This window comes from Brevibacillus sp. FSL K6-2834 (assembly GCF_038592925.1).
GTDB classification, from domain to species: domain Bacteria; phylum Bacillota; class Bacilli; order Brevibacillales; family Brevibacillaceae; genus Brevibacillus; species Brevibacillus borstelensis.
In genome coordinates this window covers 4,953,479-4,965,789 of record NZ_CP151945.1, presented here as the reverse complement: position 1 = coordinate 4,965,789, position 12,311 = coordinate 4,953,479, and the positions used below count along the sequence as shown (strand labels likewise).

11 protein-coding genes and 3 pseudogenes are annotated in these 12,311 nt (G+C 46.6%); 10 read left to right on the top strand and 4 right to left on the bottom strand.

Annotated elements, in window-relative coordinates:
* The first annotated feature begins 7 nt into the window (after positions 1-7).
* From asnB to NST96_RS24185, 4 genes are all read left to right on the top strand, one after another.
* On the top strand, positions 8-1,945 hold the full coding sequence (asnB, locus tag NST96_RS24200) for an asparagine synthase (glutamine-hydrolyzing) (protein WP_029098756.1): 1,938 nt from the start codon (positions 8-10) through the stop codon (positions 1,943-1,945).
* A gap of 330 nt (positions 1,946-2,275) precedes the next feature.
* A complete protein-coding gene (locus NST96_RS24195) occupies positions 2,276-3,055 on the top strand; it encodes an alpha/beta fold hydrolase (RefSeq protein WP_172920219.1) in 780 nt (259 codons plus the stop codon).
* Complete coding sequence (locus NST96_RS24190; RefSeq protein ID WP_228006665.1) at positions 3,052-3,882, top strand: GNAT family N-acetyltransferase; 831 nt, start codon at positions 3,052-3,054, stop codon at positions 3,880-3,882. Before NST96_RS24195 ends, NST96_RS24190 begins: the two co-directional genes overlap by 4 nt.
* A 12-nt stretch (positions 3,883-3,894) precedes the next feature.
* Entirely contained in the window at positions 3,895-5,124 is a 1,230-nt protein-coding gene (locus NST96_RS24185; RefSeq protein WP_172920218.1) for an MFS transporter, read from the top strand.
* Between the two features lie 16 nt (positions 5,125-5,140).
* Here NST96_RS24185 and NST96_RS24180 read toward each other — a convergent pair.
* Positions 5,141-5,511, bottom strand: a pseudogene (locus NST96_RS24180) (hypothetical protein); the annotation flags it as partial.
* A gap of 131 nt (positions 5,512-5,642) precedes the next feature.
* Between NST96_RS24180 and NST96_RS24175 the strand changes: the two are divergent.
* The 4 genes and pseudogenes from NST96_RS24175 to NST96_RS24160 all read left to right on the top strand — a co-directional run bounded on the left by NST96_RS24175 (position 5,643) and on the right by NST96_RS24160 (position 7,624).
* Positions 5,643-5,768: a hypothetical protein gene (locus NST96_RS24175; RefSeq protein WP_342404898.1), complete on the top strand. Its 126-nt coding sequence runs from the start codon at positions 5,643-5,645 to the stop codon at positions 5,766-5,768.
* 612 nt (positions 5,769-6,380) lie between these two features.
* Positions 6,381-6,854 (top strand): annotated as a pseudogene (locus tag NST96_RS24170) (SOS response-associated peptidase).
* 249 nt (positions 6,855-7,103) lie between these two features.
* Positions 7,104-7,346, top strand: coding sequence for a hypothetical protein (locus NST96_RS24165; protein WP_311068015.1), 243 nt, complete (start codon positions 7,104-7,106; stop codon positions 7,344-7,346).
* 14 nt (positions 7,347-7,360) lie between these two features.
* Positions 7,361-7,624, top strand: a complete 264-nt coding sequence (locus NST96_RS24160) for a hypothetical protein (RefSeq protein ID WP_172920216.1) — start codon at positions 7,361-7,363, stop codon at positions 7,622-7,624.
* Positions 7,625-7,738: 114 nt separating this feature from the next.
* On the opposite strand, the pseudogene NST96_RS24155 reads toward NST96_RS24160, so the two are convergent.
* A pseudogene (locus NST96_RS24155) lies at positions 7,739-8,861 on the bottom strand (IS3 family transposase).
* Between the two features lie 240 nt (positions 8,862-9,101).
* Here NST96_RS24155 and NST96_RS24150 point away from each other — a divergent pair.
* Together NST96_RS24150 and NST96_RS24145 are read left to right on the top strand one after the other, a co-directional pair.
* Complete coding sequence (locus NST96_RS24150) at positions 9,102-10,901, top strand: N-6 DNA methylase (protein ID WP_172920215.1); 1,800 nt, start codon at positions 9,102-9,104, stop codon at positions 10,899-10,901.
* Between the two features lie 26 nt (positions 10,902-10,927).
* Positions 10,928-11,632, top strand: a complete 705-nt coding sequence (locus tag NST96_RS24145) for a PaeR7I family type II restriction endonuclease (RefSeq protein WP_228006664.1) — start codon at positions 10,928-10,930, stop codon at positions 11,630-11,632.
* Here NST96_RS24145 and NST96_RS24140 read toward each other — a convergent pair.
* The gene (locus NST96_RS24140; RefSeq protein ID WP_311068017.1) at positions 11,600-11,932 is read right to left on the bottom strand and encodes a DDE-type integrase/transposase/recombinase; all 333 of its coding nucleotides are present in this window, start codon (positions 11,930-11,932) and stop codon (positions 11,600-11,602) included. The genes NST96_RS24145 and NST96_RS24140 overlap by 33 nt on opposite strands.
* Positions 11,933-12,262: a hypothetical protein gene (locus NST96_RS24135; protein WP_342406551.1), complete on the bottom strand. Its 330-nt coding sequence runs from the start codon at positions 12,260-12,262 to the stop codon at positions 11,933-11,935.
* Positions 12,263-12,311: the final 49 nt, after the last annotated feature.

Here is a 12,311-nt window from a genome sequence, read left to right as displayed (position 1 = left end):
ATTCCTTATGTGCGGTATTGTGGGAATGTATTCGAGAGAACGGCCGATTTCCGTAAATGCACTTGATCGTGCGACAAATCTTTTACGTCACCGAGGTCCCGATCAACAAAGGCTGTGGGTGTCTACCCACAGCCGTATTGGATTGGGGCATACAAGGTTAAGCATTATCGACTTAGAAACGGGCGATCAGCCTCTGTCCAATGAAGATGAACAATTGCATCTGGTGGTGAACGGCGAACTGTATGACTACGAGCGCATCCGAGAGGGGCTGAAGCGGCGAGGCCACATGCTGAAGACAAAGTCCGACAGCGAAATCATCCTTCATCTTTATGAAGAGAAGGGGATTGGCTGTCTCGAGTATTTACGGGGTGAGTTTGCGTTTTTGCTTTGGGACGACCGGGAGCAAAAGTTGTTCGCCGCTCGAGATCGCTTCGGCATCAAACCTTTGTTCTACGCGTGGAAGAACGAGATCCTGTATTTAGCCTCCGAGATGAAAGCCTTGTTTGCAGCGGGCATCCAGGCCGAATGGGATCAGCAGTCATACTACCAGCACCTTTTCTTGTGCATGGATCAGGAACGTACGCTGTTTAGAGGTGTCCGCCAAGTTCCGCCCGGGCACTTCCTGATCGCAGACAGTCAAGGTGTACAAATTAAACCGTATTGGGACCTTGACTACCCGACGAGAGAGGAGGTAGACCCTGCCCGCTCCAAAGAAGACTACTTGGAAGAACTCCGCTATGTACTGGAGGAGTCGGTATGCCTGCGCTTAAAGGCTGACGTGCCTGTCGGCTGTTTCTTGAGCGGAGGGGTCGATTCTTCGGCCGTTCTCGGCATCGCCGTTCGACAATTCCCGGAGAAGATCCGGGCTTTTACCGTGACCTTCGATCACGAAGCGTATGATGAGGGCAGAGTCGCCAAGGAGACAGCCGAATGGATAGGAGCAGACTACGTGCCCATCGAGCTAAAGCAGGATGACTTCGCTGCACACATAGAACAGGCTGTTTGGCACAGTGAGACGCTTGGGCACAATGCTCACGGGGTAGCACGATACCTCCAAAGCCGAGCGGTACACGAACAGGGCTACCGCGTGGTCCTCTCCGGTGATGGGGCGGACGAACTGTTCGCTGGCTACATCTACTCCCGTCTGGATTATGTACTAAGCAACGAAGACGGTCTAAGTGAGCAGAGTCAGCGGCAGCGACTTGAAGAGCTGAGCCTACGGAATCCGGCGTTCCGTGATGTTCTCTTTCCGTCACAGACCACCCAGGCGCTGAAGGTATGCAGGCAGGTCATCGGATCGACCCCGGCCTGGATCCAGGCGATGGAGGTCAGCCGAGCACCGTTAAAATCTCTTCTTAACCAAAGCTTTCTGTCCAAGTTTCTCTCCTTCGACCCAGTGAAATCCCTGCTAGACAGCATCGATGTCGATGGGCAACTAACCAACCGGTCTCCGATCTTGCAGGGCTTGTATCTCTGGAACAAATCGCTACTACCGAATCAGATTCTTTTCGCTGACCGTCTCGAAATGGCACATGGCGTGGAAGTACGCATGCCGTTGCTCGACCACAAACTGTTTGAGGTAGTTCGCCGCCTGCCGACGAACATGCTTATATGCGAACTGCAGGAGAAATACGCACTGCGAGAAGCTGCCAAACCGTATCTCACAGAAACTGTTTACCGCAGACCAAAGCAGCCCTTCACCGCGCCCCACTCGACGTTGGACCCTAAAAACTCTTTGTTTGAACTGATTCAAGACACGTTGCGAAGCCAACTCGTGCAGGAAATTCCCTTTATTAATCCGGTGGCGATCAAGGTCCTCCTGGACAACATTCCGAAGATGGATTACCGAACACGCATTAACCTCGACTCCATAATGCTGTTGCTCGTGTCCACCTGTATCCTGCATAAGTGCTATATCTCTAAACAGTTAGCAGCCCATTCGTAGGAATGTAATTATGGGCGTAATTAGGAGGTAGCATCACATGACAAGTAACTTGGCTGGCATACTTGGTGGTATGGGTCCTTTCGCCTCCGCCGAATTTGTAAACACCATCTATCAAGTAAATCTCCGAGCGTTCCAGACCGAACCGCTTTAACGCCTGATAATCGCGAGGAAACACCTGCAGGCAGCCGGATCCGATGTTTTTATCGCCGGTTGGATCTTCGGATGCACTGAATTTCATCTGCTCTCCAAGATCATGCAAATCAAGTGCCAGGACGCTCGAATCATTGATCCACTGATGATACTGGCGCTACCCCCTAAGGAGGGAGCCACATGCTGCTCTTATCAAAGGAACCTTCCTGGTTTGTCTGCCATCAACCGAAACAACGGCCCAAGCTACGACTCTTCTGCTTTCCTTATGCAGGAGGGGGTAGCACTATCTACCGGTATTGGCACGAAGAATTGTTGCCAGAGATCGAATTGCTCGCCGCCCAGCTTCCAGGGCGTGAAAAGCGCTTTCGAGAATCGCCTTGTCGATCGATTGACGAGTTGGTGGCTGGGCTGTCGAGAGCGATAAATCCCTATCTGAACACCCCGTTTGCTTTTTTTGGTCACAGCATGGGGGCGCTCATCGCCTTTGAGCTGGCACGCGAACTAGCTAAGCGATATGGAACGCATCCCGTCCATCTCTTCGTTTCTGGAAAAGCAGCTCCTCAAGTCGAGAAAAATTCTCCTACAATCTACAATCTCCCGTATCAACAGTTCATACAGAAGTTGTATGATTTGAACGGTACACCCAAGGAGGTGCTTGAGAACCGCGAGCTGATGAAGTTGTACGAACCGATCTTGAGAGCAGACTTCGAAGTTTGCGACACGTATCGTTTCCGTCCGGGTTCGCGCCTAAGCTGTCCAATCACTGTCTTCGGTGGTCTACGGGATGAACAAATCCCGATGAAAGATTTGGAAGCTTGGCGGGAATTGGTCACGGGTCCGGGCATCGTACGAATGTACGAAGGAGACCATTTTTTCCTTCACCAAAAAAGTAAAGACATGTTACGGGTAATACAGGATGATCTCTTGACATTCATTTATAGAAAGGGGATGACAATATGAGTCGGGTGATGACGCTTGATCTGGCTCTTCGAGTGGAAGAAGCGGAAATCAAAACACTTCGGTCTCGTCTGACGGCCATACGGGAACGGCAAGGCAACCCGATGGGAGTAGAGATCAGGCGAATTGGAGGTGCTTCCCTGTTCACCATCAAAGGTATCCCCGGGCCGAGCTTCAACAAGGTTTTGGGAGCCACCGGAAGTGATGTAGACCATGTGGATGAGATTATTCAAGCGTTTCGTAACCAAGGTATTCCCTGCCGTTTTGAACTAATACCCGGTCACGTAACGCCGGAACTATTTGGCCGCCTGGCCGATCGTGGCTTCTACCAAGCAGGTTTTCACACAGTACTCTACGGCGTCCCACCCAAAGAGCAGGGGGGTGCCCCAGTGGAAGGTCTAACGTTGGCTGAAAAAATTGAGGTTTTTGAGGTAAATGAAGATGAGTTCGGGCTCTTCGGTGAGCTTTACGTTAAGGGATTTGGTTTGCCCGCTCTTCTAAGTACAGGCATCGCAGACAACAACCGTGTACTTCATGGTCGGCCCGGCTGGAAATTCTACATCGCCTTTGTAGACGGACAAGCGGCGGGGATCGGTGTTCTCTATATGGAGGATGGAGTGGGGAATCTTGCGGCTGCGTGCACTGTTCCGGAGATGCGACGTAAGGGATGCCATATGGCTCTGATCCAAAGGCGTATTGCCGATGCACGTAAAGGAGGATGTGACTTGATTATAGGACAAGCCGTATTCGGTAGCGTGAGTCAGCAAAACATGCAGCGTATTGGTATGCAAATTGCTTATACTAAATCAATTTGGGTCGAGCGTCCATGAGGAGAGAAAAATATGAAAAATAGTTTCTTTCTTTTTAGGATTGCGTTCCTCCGCTCTATTCTTATGTCGGTGTTCTTTCTACAGATAGGGATTTGGGTGCGTAACTTCGCAGTCCTAATGTTCGTTCTGAAGGAGACGAATAACGACGCGTTCGCTGTCACCATGATATCGGTAGCCCAGTACGCTCCGATGTTTTTGTTTTCGTTTATTGGGGGAACGTTGGCTGATCGTTGGAAACCGAAGAAGACAATGGTCATCAGTGACATGCTCTCCTCTCTCTTCGTCCTTCTAGTATTGGTGACGTTGAAGATCGGGATCTGGGAGATCGTCTACGTCGTGACTCTGGCATCGTCGATCCTATCGCAGTTTTCACAACCTTCAACGATGAAATTATACAAAAGGCACGTACCTTCAGATAAGCTACAATCAGCGCTGGCAATGTTCCAGACACTCCAGTCGATGTTTATGATAATCGGACCAGCAGTCGGGGCATATGTGTATGAGAGATTTGGCATCTTTGTTTCACTTGCCATTACTTCACTTATGTTTCTATTCTCTTCTCTAGCAATGTCCACTATTCCTCGAGACGAGGAGGAAGTGATTCGGTCAACTAATCATAGTATGTTTAGGGATGTCATGGATGGATTTCGTTACATCTTGTACAAGCCTGAGTTAAAGATCATGGGTGCTTGCTACATGTTTGCCGGCTTGGCGGTCGGAATGATCCAGCCGCTCGCCGTATTCGTTATTATGGAGAAGTTGTTCTTGCCAAAAGAAAGTGTAATGTACCTAATGGTAGCGTCTGGAGTATCCACCTTATTGGGTAGCGTATTGGTCATGCTTCTTCGAAACAGGATTACTCCACAAAAACTATTGGTACTGGGTATGTTGGTGGATTCAATAAGTCTGATCGTTATTGGTTTTTCTGAGTCCGTTATGCTTACCTTTACAGCTCAGATTGTCTACGGCTTGTTTCAACCAATGATTCACATTGGTATTAGCGCGATCATCGTCAGTACGACGGGCCAGGAATATCTAGGCCGGGTCAACGGCTTCCTAAACCCCTTGTTTATGGGAATGATGGTTTTGATGATGTGCGTTTCTGGCTGGTTGAAGGACTTGCTTTCGATCACCTCCATCTACATCTTTGCTGGTCTTCTGTTCTTTACTGGTATGAGCACGGTCCTTCCACTACTTCAGAATAATCTCGCTTCGAAAAAAGAGACGCAGACAACTACCTAACGTGTCATAGCCCCGTCTACACGGCGATCACTGCTCGGAATTCAACCGGGGAGAGGTCGCCGAGTTTTTCTGGAAGCGATGCGTTGTCAAAGCAATTCCCGCGTCTTGAATGGCTTCCCATAAGTTCTTTCTCCTCGAGTAGATCCCTGTACGATTTAGTTGTGTATTGAAATCCTTGGTAGGAATGAGGTCTAAAATACCCGACAAATAGACAAAATCATGACCAATTCGAATATAGGTCATGTCAGTCACAAATTTCTTCAAAATGGTTTCTGCTGTAAATTCACGGTTGAGGACATTCGGAAAGATTACGGATGGTTTGCGACCTGCATATGGCCGTTTCTTGCGGATAACGGAATGAATTCCCAGCTCGCTCATCAGCCTGCGTGTGAAGATCAGCGATAAAATCCCCAATAGAATCGGTTGAAAATTCCCCATTTTCATCGCAGACTCTCTCCTTGGAGGAGAGAGACATTAGGATTACAGTTGACTACTACTATGAATGGGATGACACCGAATTGTTTAATGGTACCGATGACGGATGGGGTGTAAACTGGGATACCGAGGAAGCCTATGGGGATGCCACGGGTGCCGACAGTGATATCTCCATTGTCGAGGATGAAATTGGTGGTGTGGGTATGTAAGTTGAGGATGACAATGAAAGGGGAAATGCTTGGGTAATCTTGACACCACGTGACGGTAAGGATGAATATAGTGCAGATGGTGAACTTACCTTTGAATATGCACACACGTGGGGATTCGATGCACCACCGATTTCTTTCTCTGTATCTCATGGAGTTGTTTCAATCGGATCAGAAATTGATTTCGATGGTGATGACTCTTGGAGAAAATCTGGACGCAGCACTTACTAAAGAAACCAAAAGACGAGGCCTGTTCCTCGTCTTTTTAATTAAAATGTTGACTAATTAAGTAAAGAATTGGCAGCACAAAACCAATAATTCCGAAGACTCTCAGTATGAAAAAGCATTGTTGCGAAGGGTAACTTCTCGCCTGCCATTTACCGAATAGTTTCCAAGCACCAACAGGATTTATCGCAATAAACGCAGTTACAACGAACCATCCTAAAAAAATACACTCATTATTATCACGTCCATGAGCAAAAACCTCCTTGTTAAACAATATGAAATTTCTGTATTTTGTATAATATAGCATATTAATACATAAAAATCAAAAACTATTATGTCAGCTGGATTTACAGATAACCAATCTAATTTGCCGACAGTGAACGCCGCAGAATCGGCCAATTGCGTTGGAGCCTGGTTCCATCATGGGCACAGGACGATAACATCGGCTACAAGATGATCAACTCGTGCGCCGAAACGCTGCAGGAGAAGCCAGCTTTTCGGAGACTGTTTGAACGCAAGCGCTGTATGATCCCTGCGGCCGGCTTTTTCGAGTGGAAGCAGATGCACGGTCGAAAACAGCCGATGCGTATAACCATGCGGAGCGGGGAATTGTTTGCCTTTGCCGGCCTGTTTGACACGTGGACGGCGCCTGACGGCCAGAAACTTCACACCTGCACGATCATTACCACCCGGCCCAATTAAGTCGTCGCTGACATCCACGATTGGATGCCGGTGATTCTGCGGCCGGAGGATGAAGACATCTGGCTGGACCGGGAGAAATATGATCCCGACTTGTTACAGCCGATACACGTGCCATATGATGCCACTCAAATGCGAGCGCATCCAGAATCTGTGATTGTTTGAAACTCGAAACATGATTTCCCTGAATATATTGAGGAGGTTGCTTGGCAGTAGCCGCAACCTCCTTTTACTTGTCTAAGAATGAGTTAGCCAACATATCCATGATACAATCGGCCCTATTTGATCAGCTGGACATAATGCGGGCTTACTTTTGTGGTGTTTTGTTCGCCAAGATGAAGAGGTCAGCATCAAAGGGGAGGGAGGGTGATTCAATGCTATCGATATCAGACCGCTTGCCCTTAAACGCTCGCTGTGCCTACAACCGGATCGTCAAGGTGGGCTCGCACCATTGCCGACCTGGCGGGAGCGGAGCAGATCGAGGCCGCCCATGTGGCGGAAGCGATCCGGTATCGGGCGCTGGTTTTCTCACGCGAAAAACTGCTCTACATCGATGTGGGCGTGGAGCTTGGGTACCCCAGGACGGCCGGTCACGAGAAGAGTGGACGGAGGAGAAGCGGCAGCGCCACTCTAATACTGGATGGACAGGACAAGTAGTAGCCGGATTGAGATTGAACGAAAAAACAGTTCTGGAACCGTTGGCCGGCCGCTTCCCGGACATATTGGAGGATGAGGACGAGATCGCTCCCTCTGAAATGGCTTGCTCACAGGTGATTGCATCGGAACCGCAGCGGTTGATTACAAATCGATTCGCGGCGCAGGCAGTGGCTGGTTATTTGAATGAACTGTTTGGGGAGAGAACCTTGTCTACACACGTGACGTTCTTCCACGCGAAGAAAATGTACATGCGTGGAGATAGGATTCAAGAAGGGTGAGGGTGTCCAGAAATGGGCACTCTTTTTTGTCGGCTGGCCATGGGCATTGTTTGGAAACTATAGCTACCTGACGGGGGCGCTCTTCTACAGAGATGATGGATTGTCCACACCTGACTAGACAGATTTCTTAAGTGCCTTCTCTTTGTACGCTAATGGGCTTAGATATCCCAGTGTGAATGAATCCTTGCTTCGTTAAACCATTTGACGTATGTTCCTAGCTCTTGCTTTAACTGAGATAGCGATTCAAATTTGCGATTTCTCACGAACTCGGCTTTGATCAGCTTAAAGGTTGCCTCCGCAACTGCATTGTCATAGGGACAGCCTTTCATACTCAATGAACGCTTGATCTTGAACGTGTTGATCACTTCATCAATCGTGAGATTTCTAAACTCACTGCCACGATCTGTGTGAAAAAGCTGGATTTGGCGTAGATCTCCTTTTACGCTTGCAAATGCTTGATAGACTAGTGCGGCATCTTTAAATTTTCCGCAGCTGTAACCGATGATCTCCCTATTAAATAAGTCCACGAGCAAACAAATATAGTGCCATTTATTTGCGACCCGAACGTATGTCAAGCCACTCACAACGGCTTCCAGTGGTGCTTCTTTCGCAAACTCGCGATTCAATTCGTTCTGGATCGGCGATTCGTTACATGACGACATATGCGGTTTATACTGCGCCACTGTGTAGACCGAGACCAGGCCGTTTTTCTTCATCAGACGTCCAATGCGCCGTCTGGAAACCGTCATTCCCTCTTCTTGAAGTTTTGCTTTGATTTTCCTTGCTCCATACACGCGCTGATTCTCTTCAAAAATACGGATAATTGCTTGTTCCACTTCATCATTGACAGATGATTGCTCATTACTCTCGTAGTAGTAGGTACTCCTATTGACCTGAAGGATCTTGCACATGGCCGATATGGGATACTTATGAGCGTTTTGCTGGATTACCGTTATTTTCGTCCGAAGATCAGCGCTGCTTGCTTTAAAATATCGTTTTCCATCTTCAACCGTTGGATTTCCTTACGCAGCGCTATGAGTTCCTTTTCTTCCTCGGTTCGGTTGTCTTTTTCTTTGAAAGAACCTGTTGTTCTACTCTGTTTGACCCAACGGTCAAACGCAGATGCACTCAGATCATATTCTCTCAAAATATCTGCACGCGGTTTCCCATTCTCGTAAAGTTGAACCATCTGCTGCTTGAACTCGTCTGTAAATGACCGACGCTCACGTTTCTGCATGACATTCTCTCCGTTCCTTGTCGATTTGATTTCAATCTACTAGACCTTAAGAGAATTGTCCAATTCAGTGTAGCCGATCCATGATTTTGGAAATTATAAGTTGATCTTCACAATTACAATTTTTCTGTTTTTAAAATCTCAACTATTATAACCGGTTATTGTTTTCTTATGTAATAAGGCTTCATGTAAAAAATTGTGCTATGATAGTAATGCTACTTTTATCGATGGGGGAACCTTCTTATGAGTAAAAGCTTGGAAAAGCTTGAACTACATAAAAAATCTGCACCATTGGTTTATGCCCATTCATTAACGAGACTAATGGATAATACTGAACGTGAAAATTGTGACATATCAGTACAAGATTTAATCTACAAGAAACGGAAAGGTTCTTATTATACCAAGCCAGAAATTGTTTCACTTATTCTTGACCTAGCAGGTTATACGTCCGACCGGCTACTTCACAAGAGTACATTACTCGAACCATCCGCTGGTGAAGGTGCTTTCTTGATAGAAGCTGTCAAGCGTCTTATCTCGGCTGCTATGCGCTATTCGGACGGTGAACTTTTCACTGACGAGAATCTTGCTTTCGATTTGTTGCGAAACGCTATCTGTTCCATTGAACTTAATAGCATGACGTACCACCGGTTACGTAGCAACATTAATAAAATACTAAGGGGTTATGGAGCTTCCGAGATACTATGCAGACACCTGTTAGACCAATGGATAGTTCAGACTGATTTCTTATTGTGGAATAAACCAGTTGAACGCCGATTTGATTATATTATTGGTAATCCACCATACGTCCGAATCGAGAACCTCGATGAAACAATGGCTAAGGAATATCGACGCCGTTATGCAACGTTGTTTGATCGTGCAGACATTTACGTTGCATTCATCGAGCACGGTCTCGAAATGTTAGCAGAAGGTGGAAGGTTAAGTTTCATCTGTACTGACCGTTTTACAAAAAATCGTTACGGTAAGGAAATTCGCCATCTGATTAATGAAAACTATCGTGTCGTCCACTTTCTTGATATTCATAATACCCAACCTTTCATGGATGTAGTCTCTGCTTATCCATGTATCTTTACGATTGAGAACGGTTTAAAAGGCGAGGCTCGAACCTTGAAGATGGACGAGGTGTCCAGCATGCATCTTGAGGAAGCACGCAAGTATCTTCTGGGTGGTTTCGAGACAACTTGTCATGGCATCGAGACACACACAATCAAGGATTGGTTTAAAGGATCAGATCCATGGGTTCTTAATGGCGAACGTGCACAATCAATTCTACGAAAATTAGAGGAGTCTCACCCATTGCTTACTGAATCGCCACATAATATAACTGTAGGTATTGGGGTTGCTACAGGTGCAAAAGACATTTACATCGTTCACCCTGAGAAGGTTGATATTGAGCCGGAAGTACTTCTACCAACTGTAACCAAAGATGACATTAAGGATGGCTACATTAATTGGCGCGGTTATTATGTAATTAATCCATACAAACCTGATGGTACTCTCGTAAATCTAGAGGAGTACCCGAAATTACAAACTTATTTTCTTAGTCATGAGAAGCGACTTAAAGAACGAAACACAGCAAAAAACAACCCAGCGAAATGGTATAAGACGATCGACCGGATCTTTCCAGAACGTCTTAAGGAACCAAAACTTCTTATCCCAGACATTAAATCTGAGAACCTAATCGTACGAGATGATGGACACTTTTATCCGGAGCATAGTTTATATTACATTACGGCAGGAACGTGGGATATCGAAGCATTGCAAGCTCTGTTGACAAGTTCAATTATTAAGTTCTTCATCTGGTCTTATGCAACGAAAATGCGGGGTGATTACCTTCGCTATCAAGCACAGTATCTAAAAAAAATTCGACTGCCAGTAGGTATTGCGAAAGAAGACATTTATCATTTGAAGCAGTTTCATCAAAGAAGGGATAATGCGAGTATTGATTTATTAGCACAACGGTTATTTGGGCTAACCGATGATGAGCTTCAGATTATTTATGAGCTTGTGGGGAGAGAAGAATAATAATAGATAAAGCTTGGGGGATTCACATGTGGATGCCAAAACATACAGAAATTCAACAGTTGACCCAGGAAGCGTTAAAGGCTTTTTGGGGTGTCCGTACAAACGGTGTATTGAGTGGTCAAACAATGGACGGGTTTGCGAATATGCTTAAACAAGTATTGCGACGGAACGGTGTTGCAGATGATGAAATCATCATGGGTCGTTCTGCTAAGTTACCAGGGTACTTCAGAATGTCTAAGGACTGGGATATGGTCGTTATTAAAAATTTATCAGATGGGTCAAAACGTCTTTTAGCTGTTATCGAGTTTAAGTCGATGCATGGATCAGTCGGTAATAATTTAAACAACCGTTCGGAGGAGGCAGTTGGGAGTAGCTATGATTTTTGGAAGGCATTTGAGAACGGCGCATTTGGGGCGACGCGGCCGTTTCTCGGTTACATATATGTTATGAGTGACCATCCTGATAACAAAAGTGGTACAAGTCGCGTATCTATGTTATTTGCTCCGTTGGAAGAATATACGCGTTTTTTTCGGACTGGGCGCCCGGCAAATTATGAGGAACGAGTGGAGCTTCTCATGATGAAAATGGTGCAGGAGAAATTATATGATAAGTGCGCTCTATTAATCGCGGATCAGAAAAATAACGGTGGGTACCGAACTCCAAACAAGGACCTTTCGATTGAAATCTTCGTACGCTCTTTAGTTGGGCATGTGGCAGCACATCAGAATTAGATCAGAATATTTTGGGACAAGCCCAATCGCCGCAGCAAAGTCGGCAAAAAGCGAGTGCCAGAGGGGGCGATCGTCTCCCATACCCAGTACGACCGTTTTCATCTGATCGGTCAGCATCACTTTGGGGATCCCTCCAAAGTATTCAATGGCGTAAATCAGGCAGCGCAGAAAGCTGTGGATGTCGCAACGCTCAGTAAACTCGATATAGGTGCCACGAGAGTACCCCAATACTATGACGAATACCGGAACTTTCCGGACGTTACCGACCTGATCTACGCAATCACACAGTCCCCAGTCCACCTAGGCGTATTCACCAAGTTTCGTCTCGTAACGAAGAACAGCAGGAACTTGTTTGGGAGGACGGAAGTCCTTCACATAGTCTTTCAGGATGGGGATGGTACGCCCCACGGTGTCCCTTTTCTTGTAGAAGTTCGAATAGCACCTCGCATTATAGATACCCTCTTGGAGCCGTTCCTGCAGGAACGGTTTGAATGGATCAAGCTTGGAACCACGAGATTTACGGGTTCCCTTTTCGGGGGAGAATTCACCCCGGAGATATCGGCGAACTGTATTTCGAGAATGCCCCGTTAGACGGGCAATTTCACGAATACTCTTGCCTTCTGCCCTCATGGTATGTAACGATATCACTATCCCACTCCTTAGCATGTGTCTCCCTCCG